The 20878-nt window shown below is 60.1% G+C and carries 22 protein-coding genes; 10 read left to right on the top strand and 12 right to left on the bottom strand.

All coding sequences use genetic code 11. The annotated features are described in order from the left end of the window. Positions 1-97 precede the first annotated feature (97 nt). Complete coding sequence (rpoS, locus tag Q1W70_RS04645) at positions 98-1102, top strand: RNA polymerase sigma factor RpoS (protein WP_166592665.1); 1005 nt, start codon at positions 98-100, stop codon at positions 1100-1102. A gap of 507 nt (positions 1103-1609) precedes the next feature. Here the strand turns inward: rpoS and fdxA are convergent. Both fdxA and mutS read right to left on the bottom strand, forming a co-directional pair. Continuing rightward, complete coding sequence (fdxA, locus tag Q1W70_RS04640; protein ID WP_166592664.1) at positions 1610-1933, bottom strand: ferredoxin FdxA; 324 nt, start codon at positions 1931-1933, stop codon at positions 1610-1612. Positions 1934-2073: 140 nt separating this feature from the next. Next, positions 2074-4653, bottom strand: coding sequence for a DNA mismatch repair protein MutS (gene mutS / locus Q1W70_RS04635; RefSeq protein ID WP_166592663.1), 2580 nt, complete (start codon positions 4651-4653; stop codon positions 2074-2076). A 201-nt stretch (positions 4654-4854) separates the two neighbouring features. On the opposite strand from mutS, the gene Q1W70_RS04630 reads away from it, so the two are divergent. The 5 genes from Q1W70_RS04630 to recX all read left to right on the top strand — a co-directional run bounded on the left by Q1W70_RS04630 (position 4855) and on the right by recX (position 8331). Then, on the top strand, positions 4855-5589 hold the full coding sequence (locus Q1W70_RS04630) for a LexA family transcriptional regulator (protein WP_166592662.1): 735 nt from the start codon (positions 4855-4857) through the stop codon (positions 5587-5589). A 185-nt stretch (positions 5590-5774) separates the two neighbouring features. After that, complete coding sequence (locus Q1W70_RS04625; protein ID WP_166592661.1) at positions 5775-6116, top strand: phage holin family protein; 342 nt, start codon at positions 5775-5777, stop codon at positions 6114-6116. A gap of 105 nt (positions 6117-6221) precedes the next feature. Further along, complete coding sequence (locus tag Q1W70_RS04620) at positions 6222-6722, top strand: CinA family protein (RefSeq protein WP_159994057.1); 501 nt, start codon at positions 6222-6224, stop codon at positions 6720-6722. Positions 6723-6805: 83 nt separating this feature from the next. Continuing rightward, positions 6806-7855 (top strand): recombinase RecA, encoded by a 1050-nt coding sequence (gene recA / locus Q1W70_RS04615; protein WP_095166849.1) that lies wholly within the window; start codon positions 6806-6808, stop codon positions 7853-7855. Between the two features lie 8 nt (positions 7856-7863). After that, the gene (gene recX, locus Q1W70_RS04610) at positions 7864-8331 is read left to right on the top strand and encodes a recombination regulator RecX (protein ID WP_166592660.1); all 468 of its coding nucleotides are present in this window, start codon (positions 7864-7866) and stop codon (positions 8329-8331) included. A 35-nt stretch (positions 8332-8366) separates the two neighbouring features. Here the strand turns inward: recX and Q1W70_RS04605 are convergent, their stop codons facing one another. Then, positions 8367-9485, bottom strand: a complete 1119-nt coding sequence (locus Q1W70_RS04605) for an LOG family protein (RefSeq protein WP_166592659.1) — start codon at positions 9483-9485, stop codon at positions 8367-8369. 645 nt (positions 9486-10130) lie between these two features. Beyond that, positions 10131-10556: a PA3611 family quorum-sensing-regulated virulence factor gene (locus Q1W70_RS04600; protein WP_166592658.1), complete on the bottom strand. Its 426-nt coding sequence runs from the start codon at positions 10554-10556 to the stop codon at positions 10131-10133. 190 nt (positions 10557-10746) lie between these two features. Here Q1W70_RS04600 and Q1W70_RS04595 point away from each other — a divergent pair, with 190 nt between their 5' ends. Further along, positions 10747-11457 carry a tRNA-uridine aminocarboxypropyltransferase gene (locus Q1W70_RS04595; protein WP_166592657.1) on the top strand — a complete coding sequence of 237 codons (711 nt, stop codon included), beginning with the start codon at positions 10747-10749 and terminating at the stop codon, positions 11455-11457. Here the strand turns inward: Q1W70_RS04595 and Q1W70_RS04590 are convergent. Then, on the bottom strand, positions 11454-12353 hold the full coding sequence (locus Q1W70_RS04590) for a DMT family transporter (protein WP_166592656.1): 900 nt from the start codon (positions 12351-12353) through the stop codon (positions 11454-11456). The genes Q1W70_RS04595 and Q1W70_RS04590 overlap by 4 nt on opposite strands. A 236-nt stretch (positions 12354-12589) precedes the next feature. On the opposite strand from Q1W70_RS04590, the gene erdR reads away from it, so the two are divergent. Both erdR and Q1W70_RS04580 read left to right on the top strand, forming a co-directional pair. Further along, on the top strand, positions 12590-13240 hold the full coding sequence (gene erdR, locus Q1W70_RS04585; RefSeq protein WP_095166875.1) for a response regulator transcription factor ErdR: 651 nt from the start codon (positions 12590-12592) through the stop codon (positions 13238-13240). A 73-nt stretch (positions 13241-13313) separates the two neighbouring features. Beyond that, a complete protein-coding gene (locus Q1W70_RS04580) occupies positions 13314-13676 on the top strand; it encodes a diacylglycerol kinase (RefSeq protein WP_166592655.1) in 363 nt (120 codons plus the stop codon). A gap of 3 nt (positions 13677-13679) precedes the next feature. Here the strand turns inward: Q1W70_RS04580 and Q1W70_RS04575 are convergent, their stop codons facing one another. Continuing rightward, entirely contained in the window at positions 13680-14606 is a 927-nt protein-coding gene (locus Q1W70_RS04575; protein WP_166592654.1) for a LysR family transcriptional regulator, read from the bottom strand. A 119-nt stretch (positions 14607-14725) separates the two neighbouring features. Between Q1W70_RS04575 and fpr the strand changes: the two genes are divergently transcribed. Beyond that, complete coding sequence (gene fpr, locus Q1W70_RS04570; RefSeq protein WP_003443014.1) at positions 14726-15505, top strand: ferredoxin-NADP reductase; 780 nt, start codon at positions 14726-14728, stop codon at positions 15503-15505. A gap of 53 nt (positions 15506-15558) precedes the next feature. On the opposite strand, the gene tsaA is transcribed toward fpr, so the two are convergent. The 6 genes from tsaA to rimO all read right to left on the bottom strand — a co-directional run bounded on the left by tsaA (position 15559) and on the right by rimO (position 20494). Beyond that, complete coding sequence (tsaA, locus tag Q1W70_RS04565) at positions 15559-16251, bottom strand: tRNA (N6-threonylcarbamoyladenosine(37)-N6)-methyltransferase TrmO (RefSeq protein WP_166592674.1); 693 nt, start codon at positions 16249-16251, stop codon at positions 15559-15561. A 72-nt stretch (positions 16252-16323) separates the two neighbouring features. Next, positions 16324-17094 (bottom strand): SDR family oxidoreductase, encoded by a 771-nt coding sequence (locus Q1W70_RS04560; RefSeq protein ID WP_265537263.1) that lies wholly within the window; start codon positions 17092-17094, stop codon positions 16324-16326. 149 nt (positions 17095-17243) lie between these two features. Further along, the gene (locus Q1W70_RS04555; protein WP_095166883.1) at positions 17244-17708 is read right to left on the bottom strand and encodes a YehS family protein; all 465 of its coding nucleotides are present in this window, start codon (positions 17706-17708) and stop codon (positions 17244-17246) included. Between the two features lie 67 nt (positions 17709-17775). Further along, a complete protein-coding gene (locus Q1W70_RS04550) occupies positions 17776-18486 on the bottom strand; it encodes an rRNA pseudouridine synthase (RefSeq protein ID WP_166592652.1) in 711 nt (236 codons plus the stop codon). A gap of 82 nt (positions 18487-18568) precedes the next feature. Beyond that, positions 18569-19042: a GNAT family N-acetyltransferase gene (locus Q1W70_RS04545; RefSeq protein ID WP_166592651.1), complete on the bottom strand. Its 474-nt coding sequence runs from the start codon at positions 19040-19042 to the stop codon at positions 18569-18571. Positions 19043-19156: 114 nt separating this feature from the next. Beyond that, positions 19157-20494 (bottom strand): 30S ribosomal protein S12 methylthiotransferase RimO, encoded by a 1338-nt coding sequence (rimO, locus tag Q1W70_RS04540; RefSeq protein WP_182343698.1) that lies wholly within the window; start codon positions 20492-20494, stop codon positions 19157-19159. Positions 20495-20878 lie beyond the last annotated feature (384 nt).

The raw sequence follows: 20878 nt of genomic DNA, 5'->3' as shown, positions 1-20878 counted from the left end.
CCAGCCTGTTCCTTCACGTAGAGGAACAGGCTCCAGCGTTGCCAAGGATAAAGGCGCCGCTTGAGCTTGAGGTCGAACTCACCAAAGGACTATAACAATGGCTCTCAGTAAAGAAGTGCCGGAGTTTGACATCGACGATGAGGTTCTCCTGATGGAGACCGACGTCGCATCGGATCAGACGTCGAATGAGGGGGTTGCTACACCTTCAGTTCGCGCAAAATCCAAACACTCCGCCTCACTCAAGCAACACAAGTACATTGACTACACACGGGCGCTAGACGCTACCCAGCTGTATCTCAATGAAATCGGCTTTTCCCCCCTGTTGTCCCCGGAAGAAGAAGTTCATTTTGCGCGACTGTCGCAAAGTGGAGATCCGGCTGGGCGTAAACGCATGATTGAAAGCAACTTGCGACTGGTGGTGAAAATCGCCCGGCGCTACGTCAATCGTGGGCTGTCATTGCTCGACCTGATCGAAGAGGGCAATCTCGGGTTGATCAGGGCTGTGGAAAAGTTTGATCCGGAGCGTGGCTTCCGCTTCTCGACCTACGCAACCTGGTGGATTCGTCAGACCATCGAGCGCGCGATCATGAATCAGACCCGGACCATCCGGTTGCCGATTCACGTGGTCAAAGAGCTGAATGTCTACCTGCGCGCCGCCCGAGAGCTGACACAAAAGCTCGATCATGAACCTTCACCCGAAGAAATCGCCAACCTGCTGGAAAAACCGGTGGGAGAGGTCAAGCGAATGCTCGGCCTGAATGAACGGGTTTCTTCGGTAGACGTCTCGCTGGGGCCGGATTCGGATAAAACCCTCCTGGACACCCTGACTGACGACCGCCCTACCGATCCCTGTGAGCTGCTTCAGGATGATGACTTGTCACAGAGCATCGATCAGTGGCTGTGCGAATTGACCGATAAGCAACGTGAGGTGGTGATTCGCCGCTTCGGTTTGCGCGGCCATGAGAGTAGCACGCTGGAGGACGTTGGCCTGGAGATCGGACTGACCCGCGAACGGGTCCGACAGATCCAGGTTGAGGGACTGAAACGTCTGCGTGAAATTCTCGAGAAAAATGGATTGTCGAGCGAGTCTTTGTTCCAGTAGCAGGAACCCCGGTACTCGATCAGCAAAAACCCCGGTATCTCGGGGTTTTTTGTGCCTGCGATTTCACCCGTTGTTTAGCTGGGAGACTGACTCGGGTGCTTTCCTTTGTTGCTGTAAGCCGTGGCTTACTCTTTCGTACGTGTTCGGTTTTTATGCTTGCTGGATGAATGCCGTTGCTCAGTAATACATTTTTTAACATGTTGTTTTATATGGAATTAATTGCTGGCGCAGACACTTCTACACCTACTGTTTAAGCCTAAGCGGTGATTGTGATTGCTGGCCAAGCCTTTATTATCAGCCCTGTGTCGACGGACAGACACAACCATCAAGGATGATGGTCATGGAACATCGCAAGGACGTGATTCATCAGGACGATGAAAAGGAACACAGGGACTAGGGAAAAAATGTGGGCGGGTCACACCGCCCCTTTTTTTGCCTGCTGAAAAGTACGGCGCCCTAATATGCAAAAAGGCCCGCGAAGGGCCTTTTTTGAGCGTGCAGAAAAGATCAGCGAATCAGGTCTTTGATCTTGCCTTTGACGCCATCAAACTCCGCTGCGTCTGGCAGCGAATCTTTCTTCTCAGTGATGTTGGGCCAGATTTCGGCCAGTTCAACGTTCAGCTGAATGAATTCTTGCATCTCGTCCGGAACTTCGTCCTCGGAGAAGATGGCCACAGCAGGGCATTCCGGCTCGCACAGGGCGCAGTCGATGCACTCATCCGGGTGAATCACCAGGAAGTTCGGGCCTTCGTAAAAGCAGTCCACCGGACAGACTTCTACGCAGTCGGTGTACTTGCACTTGATGCAGTTGTCGGTGACGACGAAGGTCATTTCTAATTCTCTCCTCAGGCGGCGTGCTGCGCCCCTTCACGGTGGGGTCGCCAGGTTTGGGAGCGCTCGCCTGCAGACCAGGCTAATAGCCTGCAGCACCCCAAACCGCGCGAGATTCTAACAGCTTGCAGGCAACAGCGTTAGATCCGTGTCTTCAGTGTATAGAGCATTTCGAGTGCACGACGTGGTGTCAGGTCATCCAGATCGAGTTTTGCCAGTTCATCCAGCACCGGGTGAGGCAGGCTGGCGAACATGTCGCTCTGCTGCGGCGCCGCCGGTTTGCCTTTGGCCGGAGCCGGGATTTCATGGGGCAGGCTGGTGGTTTCCAGGCGGCTCAAGTGTTCTCGGGCGCGCAGGATGACCTCTGTTGGCACGCCCGCCAGTTGTGCCACCGCCAGGCCGTAACTCTGGCTGGCGGGGCCAGGCAGCACGTGGTGGAGGAAAACGATGCGCTCATTGTGTTCGGTGGCGTTGAGATGCACGTTGGCCACTAATGGCTGGCTTTCCGGCAGCACCGTCAACTCGAAGTAGTGAGTGGCGAACAGCGTATAGGCGCGCAGCTGGGCCAGGCGTTCGGCCGCGGCCCAAGCCAGGGACAAGCCGTCGAAAGTGCTGGTGCCACGGCCCACTTCGTCCATCAGCACCAGGCTGCGTTCGGTGGCGTTGTGCAAAATGTTCGCGGTTTCGCTCATTTCCACCATAAAGGTCGAACGCCCGCCTGCGAGGTCATCACTGGAGCCGATCCGGGTGAAGATCCGGTCCACCAGCGACAACTCACAGCTGGCCGCCGGCACGAAGCTGCCGATATGGGCCAGCAACACGATCAGTGCAGTCTGGCGCATATAGGTGGATTTACCGCCCATGTTCGGCCCGGTAATCACCAGCATCCGCGTGTTGTCGTCCAGGCTCAGGTCGTTGGCCACGAACGGGGTGCTCAGCACTTGCTCGACCACCGGATGACGGCCCTGGCTGATGCGCATGCACGGCTCGCTGACGAAGCGCGGGCAGTTCAGATCGAGGTTCAACGCGCGTTCGGCCAGGTTGCTCAACACATCCAGCTCGGCCAGTGCCGCGGCAGTGTCCTGCAAGGGGGGCAGTTGGTTGATCAAGTCTTCGAGCAGGGCTTCGTAAAGCATTTTCTCGCGGGCCAGCGCACGGCTCTTGGCCGACAGTGCCTTGTCTTCGAACGCCTTGAGTTCCGGGGTAATGAAACGCTCGGCACCTTTGAGTGTCTGGCGCCGGATATAGTCGGCGGGGGCCTGTTCGGCCTGCTTGCTGGGCAGTTCGATGAAGTAGCCGTGAATCCGGTTGTAACCGACCTTCAGGTGGGACAGGCCGGTGCGGGCCTTTTCCCGGGCTTCCAGGTCGATCAGGAACTGGCCGGCGTTCTCGCTCAGCGATTGCAGCTCGTCGAGCTCGGCGTCGTACCCGGTTTTCAACACCCCACCGTCACGGATCACCGCGGGAGGGTTGTCGATGATGGCTTTTTCCAGCAGCGCCGCCAGCTCGGGATAGGTGCTGGTGGTCACGGCCAACTGGTTCAGGTGGGGCGCTTCCAGTTCACTCATCGCCACCTGCAGTTGCGGCAGGGCGCCGAGGGCGTCACGCAGGCGCGCCAGGTCGCGTGGGCGAGCGTTGCGCAGGCCGATCCGCGCCAGGATCCGCTCAATGTCGCCGATCTCCTTGAGCTGCGGTTGCAGCTTCTCGAAGCGATAGCCATCCAGCAGGCAGGTGATCGAACTCTGCCGCGCCTCCAGTACCTGCAGGTCGCGCAGCGGACGGTTCAGCCAGCGGGTCAGCAGGCGGCTGCCCATGGCGGTCTGGCAGCGATCGACCACCGATTGCAGGGTGTTGTCGCGGCCACCGGCCAGGTTGGTGTCCAGTTCCAGGTTGCGCCGGCTCGCGCCGTCCAGCACCACGGTGTCGTCCAGGCGCTCGTGCCGCAGGCTGCGCAAGTGCGGCAGGGCGGTACGCTGGGTTTCCTTGGCATAGCTCAACAGGCAACCGGCAGCGCCGATCGCCAGGCTCAGGTTCTCGCAGCCAAAACCCTTGAGGTCCTGGGTGGAAAATTGCTGGCACAGGCTCTTGAACGCCGAATCTCGCTCGAAATCCCACGGCGCGCGGCGACGAACGCCACGACGTTTTTCGGCCGGCAGGTCTTTGGGCCAGTCATCCGGGATCATCAGCTCCACCGGGTTGACCCGCTCCAGCTCCGCCAGCAGGTTTTCCCAGCCTTTGATTTCCAGCACCGTGAAGTTGCCGCTGGTGATATCCAGTACGGCGAGGCCGAACAGACGCTCATCGCCCAGCACCGCGGCGATCAGGTTGTCGCGTCGCTCGTCCAGCAACGCCTCGTCGCTGACGGTGCCGGGGGTGATGATGCGCACCACCTGGCGATCCACCGGGCCCTTGCTGGTCGCCGGGTCACCTACCTGCTCACAGATCACCACCGACTCGCCCAGCTTGACCAGCTTGGCCAGGTAACCTTCGGCGGCATGGTAAGGAATCCCGCACATCGGAATCGCCTGACCAGCCGACTGCCCACGCGCCGTCAGGGTAATGTCCAGCAGCTTGGCGGCTTTCTTCGCGTCTTCGTAGAAGATCTCGTAGAAGTCACCCATGCGATAGAACATCAACTGGTCTGGGTGCTGGTTCTTCAGGCGCCAGTACTGCTGCATCATCGGCGTGTGGGAGGACAGGTCGGAAAGTGCTTTATTCATCGGGTAATCAGGCGGATTCATTCAAAGGGGTGGGTAAAGGAGGGCGTTGCCCAGGCCTTTGCGCGATGGGCGCAAGGTTACCATGGGCGGCTGCGCCCGACCCAGGGATGAACGCCGTGTGGGGGTGTTTTGCGGGTCTGAAGGGCAATTTATGCAAAACAGCATTTGTCATCGCTAAACAGAACCCTCATTATGGGAAATATGCAAAAACGCAATGTTTCTACCGTCCTCAGGGCACTGCTCGATCAACACGGGATCTCCCCTACGGAGCTTCACCGTCGTACCGGCGTGCCGCAATCCACCCTCTCGCGGATACTCGGCGGCAAGATCGCCGATCCGTCGGATAAACACATCTCGAAGATTGCCGAATATTTTCGGGTGAGCACCGACCAGTTGCGTGGCCGCGTCGATGTCACGCCGGGTTACCCGCCTGCACGGGATCCCGCGCACACGGAACTCAAGGACATCAGCCTGTGGGATGACGATACGCCCATCGAAGACGACGAGGTCTCGGTACCCTTTCTGCGCGAGGTTGAATTGGCTGCTGGATCAGGACGATTCGTCATTGAAGAAAGCGAGCGCGCCAGCCTGCGTTTCGGCAAGCGCAGCCTGCGCCACAACGGCGTTCAGTTCGATCAGGCCAAGTGCGTGACCGTGCGCGGCAACAGCATGTTGCCGGTGCTGCGTGATGGCGCCACGGTCGGGGTGAATGCCGGCAAGTGCGGGATCGGCGATATCGTCGATGGCGATCTCTACGCCATCAACCACAACGGCCAGTTGCGGGTGAAACAGCTGTACCGCCTGCCCACCGGGATTCGCTTGCGCAGCTTTAATCGCGATGAGCATCCGGATGAGGATTATGGCTTTCAGGATATCCAGACCGGGCAGATCGTAATCCTGGGGCATGTGTTCTGGTGGGGTATGTACGCCCGCTGATTGCCTTCTGCGCCAATACAAACCCGTCCGATGGCGGGTTTTTTTGTGCATGAGAATTTCTTGGGCGTGTGGTCCGAGTTCTGTTGATGCGTCAATGCATGGATTTGATGGGGTGAGGGTGGTTTTTGATTGACTGATTATGCATTGATGCATAATCTTTTGGCTCGCCACTCAGGAGTACTGAAATGACAATTGAACAGCACGCCTTGCTGGAGATCCCTGTCTGGCTGGTCATTGCACTCACGCTGCTGGGTGGCTTGTCGGGTGAAATGTGGCGCGCGGACAAGGAGGGTGCCCGCGGTTGGTCGTTGGTCCGGCGCCTGAGCCTGCGCTCCGGGTCGAGCATGATCTGCGGTGTTTCGGTGGTGATGTTGTTGTACGCCGCCAACATCTCGGTCTGGACGGCTGCCGCGTTTGGCTGTTTGACGGCGATGGCCGGTGCGGATTTCGCCATTGGCTTATATCAGCGCTGGGCAGCCAGGCGAATCGGCGTGGTGGAAACCCAGGCCCCGGAGGATCACCGGTAGTGCGCGGGCACGGCACGCCTCATATTTTGATCCACCCAGCGCCTTGCAAGCGCAACCTGCTCATGTAGGGTAGTGCTCACGCCCGTCTGATCAGGAGAGAGAGTCGTGAATGAAATCACACAGTTGGCCGCGGAGCTGGGCCGGCGTCTACAGGTTCTCAATGCCCACGTCAGCACGGCCGAATCCTGCACCGGGGGCGGTATCGCCGAGGCGATCACCCGGATTGCCGGCAGTTCGGCCTGGTTCGAGGCGGGGTATGTCACTTATTCCAATCGCCAGAAAACCCAGCAACTGAAGGTGCCGGGCGAATTGTTCGAGCAGGTCGGAGCAGTGAGTCGCGAGGTAGTGGAGGCCATGGTCCGCGGGGCGCAGCGCAACAGCCATGCGCGGTTTGCCGTGGCGGTCAGTGGGATCGCCGGGCCTGACGGCGGTTCGCCGGCCAAGCCGGTGGGGACTGTCTGGTTGGCCTGGGGGGTGGGCGAGGCCGTGTTTAGCGAGTGCCGGCACTTTCCCGGGAACCGTGATGAGGTCCGCCGACAAACGGTGAAGGCCGCGCTAGAGGGCTTGCTGCAGCATGCCGCCGGAGAAATCTCAAATCAGGGGTAGGCGATCCACAATCGCTGTGGAATAATACTGTCTACTTATACAGGTGTTGGCCGTCAGGCCTTATTGATTACGTGAGGACTTTAATGGACGACAACAAGAAGAAAGCCTTGGCTGCGGCCCTGGGTCAGATCGAACGTCAATTCGGCAAGGGTGCCGTAATGCGTATGGGCGATCAGGACCGTCAGGCGATCCCGGCTATCTCCACTGGCTCTCTGGGGCTGGACATCGCACTCGGCATCGGCGGCCTGCCCAAAGGCCGTATCGTTGAAATCTACGGTCCTGAATCCTCCGGTAAAACCACCCTGACCCTGTCGGTGATTGCCCAGGCACAAAAAGCCGGCGCGACCTGCGCGTTCGTCGACGCCGAGCACGCCCTGGACCCGGAATACGCTGGCAAACTGGGGGTTAACGTCGACGACCTGCTGGTTTCCCAGCCGGACACTGGCGAGCAAGCTCTGGAAATCACCGACATGCTGGTGCGTTCCAACGCGGTTGACGTGATCATCGTCGACTCCGTGGCTGCGCTGGTACCGAAGGCGGAAATCGAAGGCGAGATGGGCGACATGCACGTGGGCCTGCAAGCCCGCCTGATGTCCCAGGCGCTGCGTAAAATCACCGGTAACATCAAGAACGCCAACTGCCTGGTGATCTTCATCAACCAGATCCGGATGAAAATCGGCGTGATGTTCGGCAGCCCGGAAACCACCACCGGTGGTAACGCGCTGAAGTTCTACGCTTCGGTTCGCCTGGACATCCGCCGTACTGGCGCGGTGAAAGAAGGCGACGAAGTGGTCGGCAGCGAAACCCGCGTCAAAGTCGTCAAGAACAAGGTGGCGGCACCGTTCCGTCAGGCCGAGTTCCAGATTCTTTACGGCAAGGGCATCTACCTCAATGGCGAGATGATCGACCTGGGCGTGCTGCACGGTTTTGTTGAGAAATCCGGTGCCTGGTATGCCTACAACGGCAGCAAGATCGGTCAGGGCAAAGCCAACTCGGCCAAGTTCCTGCAGGACAACCCAGACATCGCAGCCAAGCTCGAGAAGCAGATTCGCGACAAGCTGCTGACGCCGGTGGACCTGAACGCTGCGCCGGTCAAAGAGACCGAAGATGACCTGGCCGACGCTGATATCTGATTGATCCAATGACCGCCGTACTCGATACCCTCGTCGCGGTGCGGCGAACCGCAATGGACCTGCTCGCGCGACGCGAGCATGGTCGAGTCGAGCTGACGCGTAAACTGCGTCAGCGCGGCGCCCCCGATGACATGATCGACACTGCCCTCGACCGACTGACGGAAGAGGGGTTGCTGTCCGAATCCCGTTACCTCGAAAGTTTCGTCTCCTACCGGGCCCGTTCAGGCTATGGTCCTTTACGCATTCGTGAAGAGCTGAGCCAGCGTGGTTTGCAGCGCACCGATATCGAACTCGCCTTGCGTGAGTGTGGAATCAGTTGGCAGGCACAATTGGAAGACACCTGGCGCCGTAAATTTGCCGGGCATTTACCGATCGATGCCCGCGAGCGTGCCAAGCAAGGGCGCTTCCTCGCTTATCGCGGTTACTCCATGGAGATGATCGGCCGGCTGTTCAGTGGCCGAGCAATGGACGACTAAAAAAGCCCGACTAAAAAATAGTCGGGCTTTTTTATTCATGTCACTTTGCTGGGTTCCCGTTGGCGCTGGGGAGTTGCAGGCTGGGAGGTGGCCCAGTTTTCCGGCAGGTTGAGGTAGTCCACCAGTTCACGCAGGCGCCCATGATCCCGGGCATTGAAGGTGAACGCCAGGCGCGCCAGGTGGCTGAACTGTGCGTCGTCATGCTCCTCGCCACTGTAGGCGTGCTGGTGAAAGTGATCGCTCAGGCACAGGTCGGCGAACGCCACTTGTAGGTGTGCCAGCGCTTGCTCGTTGAGTGCATGATTCATGCGGATCACAAACTGGTTTTTCAGCCAGCGGCTGGAGTGGAAGTTGCTGTAGAACTGATTGATTTGCGCCACCGCTTCTTCAGCGTTATCCACCAGGCGCACCAGTTTCAGGTCGTTGGGCAGGATGTAGCGATTGGCCTCCAATTGATTGCGGATGAAATCCAGCGCGCTTTCCCAGAACTTGCCACCCGGTGCATCCAGCAGCACCACGGGCACCAGTGGGCTTTTGCCGGTCTGGATCAGAGTCAGTACTTCCAGGGCTTCGTCCAGCGTGCCGAAGCCACCCGGGCACAGCACCAGCGCGTCGGCTTCCTTGACGAAGAACAGTTTGCGGGTGAAGAAAAAGTGGAAGGGCAGCAAGTTGGCGGTGCCACCGACGGTGGGGTTGGCATGCTGTTCGAAGGGCAGGGTGATGTTGAACCCAAGGCTGTGATCGCGACCCGCGCCCTCGTGAGCGGCGGCCATAATCCCGCCACCGGCACCGGTGATCACCATCAGGTCCGATTGCGCGAGTTTTTCTCCCAGTTCACGGGCCAGGGCGTACAGCGGGTGTTCCACCGGCGTGCGCGCTGAACCGAACACGGTCACCTTGCGCCTTCCCTTGAACTGTTCCAGCACACGAAATGCGTGCTCCAGCTCGCGCAGGGCTTGAAGGGTGATCTTGGCATTCCAGCGGTTGTGGTCGTCCTGGGCCATGCGCAGGACTGTCAGCATCATGTCGCGGTAGATCGGAATATTCGGACTGTTGGGGGAAACCAGGTTGAGTTGTTCTTCGATCTTGCTCGTGAGATCGACACCGTTGCTCTGGAAATGACGTATCAGAAGGTCATTCGGTTGGTAAGGCATTCAGCTTCTCCTTCTACACAGAACCTTCGGCCCGACCGAAAGATTCGTCGGGGCCGCGACACGCCTTGTGTCGCCTGGGCATTACAGCCAACCCGACCCACCGCGCACGGCCGTCGAGTCATCCAGACGGGCTCTGTTTATCCCTTGGATGAAAGAAAATGTTCGCAAGACGCCGTTCTGGATGGCAGCCCCTTTTCTGCCGTGAACCTTGAATATCCACACATTGAATCTAGACGCTCGGCGTCAGTTGCGCTGGCTTGATCATGGTCCTGAAAAGTCTGTGCTGGCAATAGCTTGTTGGCGATAGGTGATCGACTTTCACCGCCCGCCTGAAGCCCCCCCTAGACGCTACGCGCTGACTGACCGAAACACAGGCACGCCACACATTTGTCGTACACCCCGGGCAAGACGCAAGCTCCCAAGGGCGATTCTTGGGCTCGGAGGCGGGTTATGGCGCGGGTGATGCTGTAGATCGATACGCAGCGGTATCCGATGCTCAAGTCGGCAGCCGAGGACCATCAGGTGAGCCTTGGGGAGGCATGTCGACGGCGGCTGGGGGGCAACGAGTAGCGCTCGCCTTATCTGCTGGCGCAGGTGGTGGAACTGCACGCCGATGAAGAGCAACGGCGCGCGGGTTCGGGGGCGTTACTTCTTCTTTTTCGCAGGCTCTGCCGGGCAGTCCGATTCCTGGAATCGGGCCGAGGCCACCGGACGGTTGGTTTTGTTCTCGGTGAATTCGTAACGCAAGATCGCGCCCTGGGCCATCAGCTTGCGGTAGTTGGGGTTGCGGCAAACGCTGGCACCCAGTTGCAGGTACACGGCTTTCGGGTTGGCGCGCATTTCTTCGGCATACACCGATTGCACACTGAGGTGATCAACCAGCTCCTTGCCTTCGACCGTGTAGCCCTGGTCCAGAATGTTGTCGCTGACTTCGCGAGGCAGGCCAACGTTACTTTCCGCGGCTACCTTCTCCAGCATCTTGCTCAGGTTCATCTCTTTCAGGGACGCGGCCTGGGCGCAGAAGGGCAAAGCCAGCACAAGGGCGGCGGTGGGAACGATGAGGCGCAGCATGAAACTCTCCTGATTCAGTGACTGGTGCTTCGACCCGTCACAGGGCTGAGCGTTCAGTGGCGGCAAATTATAGGGTGCGGGGGGCGGGCGGTACAGGCTTGCGCAGGTTGCTCTGGTAAACTGCTGGCACTTTATTGCCCTGCCGAGCGCTTTTTGTGTCGATTCAATCCTCCTGCCGTCGAAACCTGCCATGAGCCACGCCGTTTCCCGTTTGCGCGCCCAGCGCCTGGCCCGAGCCGTCCGCCCCTTTGTTGCGCGGGGCTCGCGGGCTGAGCGGTGCGCCGGCTGCCGGGTAATCCCCAGCCATTGCCTGTGTGCGTGGCGCCCGACCGTTGCGGCCAAATCGGCCATGTGCCTGGTGATGCATGACGTCGAGCCGATGAAACCGAGCAATACCGGCTGGCTGATTGCCGACGTGATCGAGCAGACCAGTGCGTTTCCCTGGTCGCGTACCGAGGTCGAGCCGGGCTTGCTGGCCCTGATCGCCGATCCTCAGTGGCAGCCGTACATCGTGTTTCCGGGAGAGTTTGTCGCGCCGCAGCGGGTGGTGAGCGAGGTCCGGCTGGAGCCGGGCAAGCGCCCGCTGTTCATTCTGCTGGACGCGACCTGGAGCGAGGCGCGCAAGATGTTCCGCAAGAGCCCTTATCTCGAGCATTTGCCGGTGTTGAGCCTGCAGCCCGAACAACTGTCGCGCTACAAGTTGCGCCGCTCCAAGCGCGATGACCACTTCTGCACCGCCGAGGTGGCCGCGCTCTGCCTGGAACTGGCCGACGATCAAGCCGCCAGCGAAGTGCTGGACGCCTACCTGGACGTCTTCAGCACCCATTACCTGTCGGCCAAGTTTCAGCAGGCGATCGATCCGGACGATGACGTCCACACTCGCCTCAAGCCCTACCTCTAGGCGGTGCTGCGGGCCAGCGCCGGGTTTTTCGGCCAGAGCTGGGCGGCCAGCATCCCGGCCAGCATCAGCCCACAGCCGATGTAGCCCCGCAGGCTCAGTTCTTCACCCAGTAGCCAGGCACCGGCGATGGCGGCAAACACGGCCTCCAGGGAAAAAATAATCGCGGCATGGGAGGCAATCGCGTCTTTCTGGGCGATGACCTGCAAGGTGTAGCCGATGCCGACCGCAATCAGGCCGCCATAGAGAATGGCCGGGCCGGCGGCGATGATCGCGTTGAGGTCGAAATTCTCCAGGCACAGGGCCAGGACCAGGCTGACCACCGAGCAGGTGGTGAACTGCAGGAATGCCAGACGAATCGGGTCGTGGCGGCTGGCGAAAACGCCCACCAGCACCACGTGCCCGCCCCAGACAAAGGCGCCGATCAACTGCAACCAGTCGCCGGACGCCACCTGGAACTGATCGCCGACGCTGAGCAGGAACATCCCGACCACCGCCAGAGTCGCCCCGAACCAGGTGCCGAGCCCGGTCTTGTGCCCGATCAACAGCCCCAGCAGCGGCACGACGATGACGTAGAGCCCGGTGATGAAACCGGCATTGGTCACGCTGGTGAACAGCAGGCCGACCTGTTGCAGGTTGATCCCCAGGGCCAGGGCGAGGCCCATCAGGCCGCCACCGATCAACAAACCACGGGTCAGGAAGGGTTCGTGGTGGCTATTCTGGCGGTTGCCACGTAGGACCAGCGGTAACAGACACAACGAACCAAGCGCGAAGCGCAGGCCGGAATAGAGGAAAGGACCGATGTGATCCATACCGGAGGTTTGTGCGACAAATCCTGATCCCCAAATCATTGCGGTGATCAACATCAGGACATCGGCACGCAGGGCTTTGGTCTGCATGATGGCACTCTTATTAGTTAGCCAGCTAAGATGCCGTAAAGGATGCGGCTTGACCACCCCGATTTCGCTGGGCATCCTTGGCGCCGATTAGGGTGCGGCCGAAGATTGAAACGCCGGTTTTATGGGCTCTTGGCGTTGAACGTACCCTGTTGGTTGCACCTGCAGGTGCTACCTTGAGTTGTTTTGGTGAGGCCTGAATGCATCAGGCCTGCCATAAAAACAGGATCATTTGAACAATGGCCACATACGAAATCCTGATTGCCGATGACCACCCCCTCTTTCGTAGCGCACTGCACCAGGCCGTCACCCTGGGCCTGGGCCCGGACGTGCGCCTGGTGGAAGTGGCGAGCATCGCCGAGCTGGAAACCCGCCTGACCGAGAAGGCCGACTGGGACCTGGTGCTCCTGGACCTGAACATGCCGGGCGCATATGGATTCTCCGGGCTGGTGCTGTTGCGCGGCCAGTACCCGCAGATTCCGGTGGTGATGGTCTCGGCACAGGAAGAAGCGTCGATCATGGTCAAGTCCCGGGAGTTCGGGGCCAGTGGCTTCATTCCCAAATCCAGCTCGCTGGAAGTGATCCAGCAGGCGGTGCGTGCGGTGCTGGATGGCGATGTGTTCTGGCCACCACAAGCGTTCGAGGCGGTCAGCGTCTCGCCGGAAGCCAAGGCCGCGAGCGAGGGCCTGGCGAGTTTGACCCCGCAGCAGTTCCGTGTGCTGACCATGGTCTGCGAAGGTTTGCTGAACAAGCAGATTGCCTACGAGCTGAGTGTGTCGGAGGCCACCATCAAGGCCCACGTAACGGCGATTTTCCGCAAGCTGGGTGTGCGCACCCGGACTCAGGCGGCGCTACTGTTGCAACAACTCGAGTCAATTTCGCCGCAATAAAGCCGGCTCATTCACGCTTTTTTGACTTTTGTTGATCTAGCTTTCCCTCTCCTTTTTTCAGTTGCCTACTCTTATGTCACCTTTCAAAGGCCAGACCGGCCTCAAACGCATCCTCAACGCTTCGGGCTACTCCCTGGACGGCCTGCGCGCCGCTTTCACCGGCGAAGCGGCTTTTCGGCAACTGGTGTTGCTCAACGTGATTCTGATTCCGCTGACCTTCTTTCTGAATGTCAGCCGGGTCGAACAGGCCGTGCTGATTGCCGTCTGCCTGCTGGCGCTGATCGTGGAGTTGCTCAACTCCGCGGTAGAAGCGGCCATCGACCGCATCTCCCTCGACCTGCACCCGCTGTCGAAAAATGCCAAGGACATGGGCAGCGCCGCTCAGTTCGTGGCCTTGAGCATGATTGCCCTGGTGTGGGCAGTGATCCTGATCTGACCCTCAGGCGATGCTCGGCAGCACGATCTCGTCGCTGCGCTGAACCCCGGCGGTGAAGGCGCGGCACAGTTCGAGGAATTCGCGCATGGCGGAGGTCTGGTATTTCTGTTTGTGCCAGATGAAGTAGAACTGCCGCGCCAGGTCCAGGTCCGGGGTTTCCACCGCCACCAGGCTGCCGCGCCGGAAGGCGTCGCGCAGCGCCAGGCGGGAAATGCAGCCGATGCCCAGGCCCGATTCCACCGCCCGCTTGATCGCTTCGGTGTGCTCCAGCTCCAGGCGGATATTCAAGGCGCTGCGGTGATGGCGCATGGCCTGGTCGAAGGTCAGGCGAGTGCCGGAGCCCTGTTCGCGCAGAATCCACGCCTCCTGACTGAGCTCCTCCATGCTGGCGATGCCGCGTTGGGCCAGCGGATGCTGGGGGGCGCAGAACACCACCAGTTCATCTTCGACCCAGCTCTGCACTTCAATGTCCGGATGGCTGCAGTCGCCTTCGATTAGACCCAGATCAATTTCATAGTGCGCGACCTGTTGCACGATATTGGCGGTGTTCTGTACATGCAGCTTCACCTGGCTCTCCGGGTGGCGCTGCATGAAGCTGCCGATCAGGAGCGTCGCCAGGTAATTGCCGATGGTCAGTGTGGCGCCGACCGCCAGGGAGCCAAAACCGGACTTGCCGTTGAGCAGGTCCTCGATTTCCTTGGCCTGGTCGAGCAGGGCCACCGCTTGTGGCAACAGCTGTTTACCCAGGGCGTTGAGGCTCAGCCGTTTGCCGGCGCGATCGAACAACTGGCAGCTGCATTGGCGCTCCAGTTCAGTGATCGAGGTGCTGGCCGCCGATTGCGAGAGGTTGAGCAGACCCGCAGCACGGGATACGCTTTCCTGCTGGGCAACGGCGACGAAGACTTGAAGTTGACGTAGAGTAAATCGCATATCTATATAACCGATAACCCTTATCTTAATAATCCATTTAACAGATATTGTCGCTGCCATTAGAATGCGATGCAATTGCGCACAGCGGCGCAGGCAAAATCTCCAGGAGTCCCACGTACATGAGCAACATGAACCACGAGCGTGTCCTCAGTGTTCACCACTGGAACGACACTCTGTTCAGCTTCAAGTGCACCCGCGATCCGGGCCTGCGCTTCGAGAACGGTCAGTTCGTGATGATCGGCCTGCAACAGCCCAACGGCCGCCCGCTTATGCGTGCTTACTCGATTGCCAGCCCGAACTGGGAAGAGCATCTGGAGTTCTTCAGCATCAAGGTGCCTGATGGCCCGCTGACTTCCCAGTTGCAGCACCTGAAGGAAGGCGACGAGATCATCATCAGCAAGAAGCCTACGGGCACGCTGGTGCTGGACGACCTGAAACCTGGCAAACACCTGTACCTGCTCAGCACCGGTACCGGCCTGGCGCCCTTTATGAGCGTGATCCAGGATCCGGAAACCTACGAGCGTTTCGAAAAAGTGATCCTGTGCCACGGCGTGCGTTACGTCAACGAAGTCGCATACCGCGAGTTCATCACCGAGCACCTGCCGCAGAACGAGTTCTTCGGCGAAGCCCTGCGTGACAAGTTGATCTACTACCCGACCGTGACCCGTGAGCCATTCGAAAACGAAGGCCGCCTGACCGACCTGATGCGCAGCGGCAAGCTGTTCAGCGACATCGGCCTGCCCCCGATCAACCCGCAGGACGACCGCGCCATGCTGTGCGGCAGCCCGAGCATGCTCGACGAGACCAGCGAAGTGCTCAACAGCTTCGGCCTGAAAGTCTCGCCACGCATGCGTGAGCCGGGTGACTACCTGATCGAACGCGCGTTCGTCGAGAAGTAAGCCCCCGCATCACTGAAAAGCCCCCATTGCCTGTGCAGGCAGTGGGGGCTTTTTTATGTCGGAATAACTTCGAGGACGCGAATCACCCCGGCCTCGGGATAATGCCAACGCACATCCAAGTCCCAGAACTGCGCGCCATATTCCCGCTCGGGTGTAGGAATCTGGTAGGCCGGGCGTGGGTCTTGTGCCAAGCACTGCTCGATCAACGCCACCAGTGGCTCTGCAAGGCGCTGAGCGTGCTCGTGAGCCTGCTGCAGGGCACTCTCCGCCCACTGCACAGGGATCAGTTGCGGCGCGGCGCTGGCGATGCTGTTGGCAGCGCTGTCGATAATGTCGGCGTAGGGCACATAGGGTTTGATGTCCAGTACCGGCGTGCCATCGAGCAGGTCGATCCCCGAGATCCACAGGCGATTGGCTTCGACCCGGTCCAGCTTGACCACCGACTGACCGATGCCGTTGGGGCGATGGGTGGCGCGGGTGGCAAACACCCCCATGGACTTGTTGCCGCCCAGGCGCGGCGGACGCACCTTGAGCCGTGGCTTGTCTTCCAGAGCCTGGTGAAACAGGAACAGCAGCCAGACGTGGCTGACCTGCTCCAGCCCCTGCACCGCATCACCCTGGTCGAACGGCGCCACCAGCTCCAGGATGCCCCGCGCAGCAGGGGCCAGTTGGGGCTGGCGGGGAATGGCGAACTTCTCCTTGAAGCAGGAGTGCACAAAGCCGATGGGGGAAACGCTGTAGGTCATGGTGGCGGGTCGAGGCGGGGTTAGGGCGAGCATGATAACTCACGGGGCCCTGATCCCGTCTTCGCGCCGATCTCAGAGGCTGAACCCGCCATCCAGCGGAATGATGTTGCCGGTCATGTACGCCCCGGCGGTACTCGCCAAGCTGATGGCCAGAGCCGCCATTTCCTCCTCGCGACCCCAGCGTTTCATGGGGATCAAGGCCGTGTCTTCGGCCAGGGCCTGGGCATCGTTGCCGATGTGCTGGGTCATCTTGCTCGGGAAGCGCCCCGGGGCAATCACGTTGACATTGATGTGCTGGCTGACCAGTTCCCGGGCGAGAATCCGCGACAGTTGGTGCAGGGCGGCCTTGCTCGGGCCGTAGGCGTAGGCCTGTTCACCGAAGGAGGAGATTCCGGCGACCGAGCCGATGTTGATGATCCGGGCCGGATTGGCGGCCGAACCGGCCTTGCGCAGCAGCGGCAGGAACTGCTGGATGCAGTTGAACACTGAAGTTACGTTCAACTGCATGACTTTTTCCCAGCCCTTGACCGGGTAGCTCTCCAATGGCGCTCCCCAGGTGGTGCCGGCATTGTTCACCAGGATGTCCAGGTGGCTCACGCGCTCGCCGAGACGGCTGGCCAATTGGGCGACGCCTTCTTCTGTGGCGAGGTTGGCTGCGATCGCGTGGCAGTGCCCCAGGGCGCCGAGTTCATCGGCGGTCTGTTGGCAGGCCTCGGCGTCGCGCGCGCAGACAAACACCGTCGCTCCTGCCTCGACGAAGGCTTGGGCGATCATTTTGCCGATACCACGGGTGCCGCCGGTCACCAGAGCGGTGCGGCCTTGCAGGGAGAAGTAGGGGTGCATGGCGAATCCTGATCACTGAGGGTCATTACACCCTAGTCGTCAGCCGCGGGAAGCGGAGCCACTATTTTTGCCGGGAATGTGCAGCCATACGGGCGGGTCGAGCTGCGGGCGATGGCGTTTTGAAGGTCGCCATCGCCGCAAGCGGGCTCTTACTGCGGGCGGACGCGCAGGGTCAGACCCTTGAGGAAGTTGCGCAGCAACTGGTCGCCACACGGGCGGTAGTTGGTGTGGCCGAACTTGCGAAACAGCGCGCTCAGCTCTGGCTTGGACACCGGGAACTCGGAGGCCTTGAGGATGGCGTGCATGTCGTCTTCCTTCAGTTCGAAGGCCACGCGCAGTTTCTTCAGGATGATGTTGTTGGTCACCGGTGTTTCGATCGGCTGTGGCGGACGGCTTTCGTCCTTGCCGCGCTTGAAGATCACCAGGCCATCGAGGAAGTGCGCCATGACGTCGTCGGGGCAGAACACGAAACCTTCTTCCTCGTCTTTCTTGAGGTAGGTAACGAGGTCTTCCTTGGTGACATCCATGCCGCCGAGTTTGATGATCTCGACGACCTTGTTGTCGCTGATGTCGAGCATGTAGCGCACGCTGCGCAGTACGTCGTTATGAATCATGTGTGCAGTCCTGATCATTCAGCTGTGGGCGTTGCCGGTACCGGCGACACCAAAATGAGTGGCAGCCTCAGAATTTCTCTTTGGCGGACAGATAGCGCCATTGGCCCACCGGAACCTTGCCGATGGATACGCCGCCGATACGAATGCGGCGGATGGCGATGACCTTGAGGCCGACCGCCTGGCAGAGCAGGGCGATGATTCCCGGTTGCGGGTTCTTCATCGCGAAGCGCAGGCGGTTTTCGTTCTGCCAGCTGGCTTTGACCGCTGGCAACTCCTTGCCCTTGTAGGTCAGGCCGTGGTTCAGGCGGTTGAGGCCGTGGGCGACCATGTCGCCTTCGACTTCGACCACATACTCTTGTTCGATCTTGCTCGCATCGGCCGTGAGCTTGCGCAGGATCTTCCAGTCCTGGGTGAACACCAGCAGGCCGCTGGCGTTGGCCTGCAGGTCGGCACTGGCGGTCAGGCGCAGGAAATGGCCCTTGAGCGGGCGCTTGCTGAAACGGTGCTCTTCGCTCAGGGTCTCGGCGCTGATCAATTGCTGGGCGCTCTCGACGTCCATGCCCGCGGGGGCATGCAGCAGGATGGTCACCGGCTCCGGCGCGGTGGCCTTGGCCTCAGGGTCCAGCTCGACTTTCTGGGTGTCGACCTTGAACTGCGGTTCGTCGATGACTTCGCCGTCCACGGTGACCCAGCCGCCTTCAATGAACAGCTCAGCCTCCCGACGGGAACAGCCGACGAGTTCGATGAGGCGTTTGGAAAGACGAATCGGGTCAGTCATGACAGGGCCGTAACAAAAAGGGGGCAGGTATTGTACCTGCCTCGCGCCGGTTAATCGCGGGTCCATTTGCCTTGTGTGGCTTTTAGCCGCGCAGGGCCTGCGCCCCGGACTGCTTCAAACGCATGTGCAGCAACGGATAGGGCTGGCCCATGCCATCGACTTCCGAGCGTCCGATCACTTCAAACCCTTGCTTGTAATAGAAGCCCAGGGCCTGCGGGTTCTGCTCGTTGACGTCCAGTTCATCGGCATTCAGGTGTTCCATGGCGTACTGCAGCAGCTGTTTGCCCAGGCCTTCGCCACGGTGCTGGGGGGCGATGAAGAGCATTTCGATCTTGCCGGCGGCAACCCCGGCGAACCCGCTGATGTGTTGCTGCTTGTCGCGGGTGCAGATCAGCATCACCGCATCGAGGTAGCGGGTGAGCACCAGATTGCGCAGCAACTCGATGTAGCTGTCCGGCAGAAAGTCGTGGGTCGCACGCACGGATGCCTCCCAGACCTGAGTCAGTTCCTGATAATCGCTGAGTGTCGGCGTGTGGATGACCGAATGCTGACGCATGCCCGTCTGCCTCTTGTGAGTGGATAAGCAAACGATAGCCGTAAAAAAGCCCCGCATCTGGTGAAAAAGAGCGGGGCTTTTTGGGTTCAGTGCAATTGGTAGGGATGCCCTGCCTTAGATCTGTTCAGCCCACAGGTCGTACTCGTCGGCATCGGTGACCTTGCACCAGACTTTATCGCCGGGCTTGAGGTTGCTGCCGTTGTCGATGAATACGTTGCCGTCGATTTCCGGGGCATCGAAGAAGCAGCGGCCGACCGCGCCTTGCTCGTCGACTTCATCGACCAGCACTTCGATTTCACGGCCGATGCGCATTTGCAGGCGCGCCGAACTGATGGCCTGCTGGTGCGCCATGAAGCGCTCCCAACGGTCCTGCTTGACGTCGTCCGGGACCACGTCCAGGTCCAGGTCGTTGGCCGGTGCGCCTTCTACCGGCGAGTACTGGAAGCAGCCCACGCGGTCGAGTTGGGCGTCGGTCAGCCAGTTCAGCAGGTACTGGAAGTCTTCTTCGGTTTCGCCGGGGAAGCCGACGATGAAGGTCGAACGGATGATCAGGTCCGGGCAGATTTCGCGCCAGTTCTTGATGCGCGCCAGGGTCTTGTCTTCGAAGGCCGGGCGTTTCATCGACTTGAGGACTTTCGGGCTGGCGTGCTGGAACGGGATGTCCAGGTACGGCAGGATCTTGCCAGCGGCCATCAGCGGGATCAGCTCGTCGACGTGTGGGTACGGGTAAACGTAGTGCAGGCGCACCCAGACACCCAGGGTGCTGAGGGCTTCGCAGAGTTCGGTCATGCGGGTCTTCACCGGCGCGCCATTCCAGAACCCGGTGCGGTACTTGACGTCAACGCCGTAGGCGCTGGTGTCCTGGGAGATCACCAGCAGTTCCTTGACGCCGGATTTGACCAGGCGCTGGGCCTCGTCCAGCACGTCGCCCACCGGGCGGCTGACCAGCTTGCCGCGCATCGACGGGATGATGCAGAAGCTGCAGCTGTGGTTGCAGCCTTCGGAAATCTTCAGGTAGGCGTAGTGACGCGGGGTCAACTTGATGCCTTGTGGCGGCACCAGGTCGATCAGCGGGTTGTGATCCTGGCGCGGCGGCACGACTTCGTGCACGGCATTGACCACTTGCTCGTACTGCTGCGGGCCGGTGACGGCCAGCACGCTTGGGTGCACGTTGCGGATGTTGCCTTCTTCGACGCCCATGCAGCCGGTCACGATGACCTTGCCGTTTTCCTTGATGGCTTCGCCGATCACTTCCAGGGATTCGGCCTTGGCCGAGTCGATGAAGCCACAGGTGTTCACCACCACGACGTCCGCGTCCTGATAGGTGGACACGACGTCATAGCCTTCCATACGCAGTTGGGTAAGGATGCGTTCGGAGTCGACCAACGCTTTTGGGCAACCCAGGGATACGAAGCCAACCTTGGGGTTGGCCGACGCAGGAGTGGTGGACATGTCTAACCTCGGTATTTGTGACGCCTCCAGCCGGGAACGGCAAGGCGACAGACGGGCGCTTGGCGTCCTGCCTCGTGATTACGCTGCTTTTTGACGAGTGACTGTTGTTGTCGGGCAAGACGCCGCGCCGAGTCATAGCGGGCTATGGCGAGAAGCGGCAACGCAGCATGGCAACAACAGGCGCCGTCAAAAAACAGCAGTATTCGCGAGGCAGGACGCTTAGCCTCTGATCAAAAAGTGCGCAATTCTAGCGATGGTCGGCCCTCTTGACCAGCTTTATGCAGGGAAATACGACGAGTGCTGCGCTATGCTTCGCGCCGTTGGGCTTTACCGATTTTTTACAGTCAACAATACGTCTGTAACGGGAAGTAAAACAGCGCATGC

The organism is Pseudomonas kielensis, assembly GCF_030505375.1.
Classification (GTDB): Bacteria; Pseudomonadota; Gammaproteobacteria; order Pseudomonadales; family Pseudomonadaceae; genus Aquipseudomonas; species Aquipseudomonas kielensis.
The sequence above is the reverse complement of the archived record's forward strand: the minus strand, read 5'-3'. Positions and strand labels throughout refer to the sequence as shown.

Coding starts and splice junctions, on each gene's coding strand:
- rpoS (WP_166592665.1), top strand. CDS start 98: ATGGCTCTCAGTAAAGAAGTGCCGGAGTTTGACATCGACGATGAGGTT.
- fdxA (WP_166592664.1), bottom strand. CDS start 1,933: ATGACCTTCGTCGTCACCGACAACTGCATCAAGTGCAAGTACACCGAC.
- mutS (WP_166592663.1), bottom strand. CDS start 4,653: ATGAATAAAGCACTTTCCGACCTGTCCTCCCACACGCCGATGATGCAG.
- Q1W70_RS04630 (WP_166592662.1), top strand. CDS start 4,855: ATGCAAAAACGCAATGTTTCTACCGTCCTCAGGGCACTGCTCGATCAA.
- Q1W70_RS04625 (WP_166592661.1), top strand. CDS start 5,775: ATGACAATTGAACAGCACGCCTTGCTGGAGATCCCTGTCTGGCTGGTC.
- recA (WP_095166849.1), top strand. CDS start 6,806: ATGGACGACAACAAGAAGAAAGCCTTGGCTGCGGCCCTGGGTCAGATC.
- recX (WP_166592660.1), top strand. CDS start 7,864: ATGACCGCCGTACTCGATACCCTCGTCGCGGTGCGGCGAACCGCAATG.
- Q1W70_RS04605 (WP_166592659.1), bottom strand. CDS start 9,485: ATGCCTTACCAACCGAATGACCTTCTGATACGTCATTTCCAGAGCAAC.
- Q1W70_RS04600 (WP_166592658.1), bottom strand. CDS start 10,556: ATGCTGCGCCTCATCGTTCCCACCGCCGCCCTTGTGCTGGCTTTGCCC.
- Q1W70_RS04595 (WP_166592657.1), top strand. CDS start 10,747: ATGAGCCACGCCGTTTCCCGTTTGCGCGCCCAGCGCCTGGCCCGAGCC.
- Q1W70_RS04590 (WP_166592656.1), bottom strand. CDS start 12,353: ATGCAGACCAAAGCCCTGCGTGCCGATGTCCTGATGTTGATCACCGCA.
- erdR (WP_095166875.1), top strand. CDS start 12,590: ATGGCCACATACGAAATCCTGATTGCCGATGACCACCCCCTCTTTCGT.
- Q1W70_RS04580 (WP_166592655.1), top strand. CDS start 13,314: ATGTCACCTTTCAAAGGCCAGACCGGCCTCAAACGCATCCTCAACGCT.
- Q1W70_RS04575 (WP_166592654.1), bottom strand. CDS start 14,606: ATGCGATTTACTCTACGTCAACTTCAAGTCTTCGTCGCCGTTGCCCAG.
- fpr (WP_003443014.1), top strand. CDS start 14,726: ATGAGCAACATGAACCACGAGCGTGTCCTCAGTGTTCACCACTGGAAC.
- tsaA (WP_166592674.1), bottom strand. CDS start 16,251: ATGACCTACAGCGTTTCCCCCATCGGCTTTGTGCACTCCTGCTTCAAG.
- Q1W70_RS04560 (WP_265537263.1), bottom strand. CDS start 17,094: ATGCACCCCTACTTCTCCCTGCAAGGCCGCACCGCTCTGGTGACCGGC.
- Q1W70_RS04555 (WP_095166883.1), bottom strand. CDS start 17,708: ATGATTCATAACGACGTACTGCGCAGCGTGCGCTACATGCTCGACATC.
- Q1W70_RS04550 (WP_166592652.1), bottom strand. CDS start 18,486: ATGACTGACCCGATTCGTCTTTCCAAACGCCTCATCGAACTCGTCGGC.
- Q1W70_RS04545 (WP_166592651.1), bottom strand. CDS start 19,042: ATGCGTCAGCATTCGGTCATCCACACGCCGACACTCAGCGATTATCAG.
- rimO (WP_182343698.1), bottom strand. CDS start 20,494: ATGTCCACCACTCCTGCGTCGGCCAACCCCAAGGTTGGCTTCGTATCC.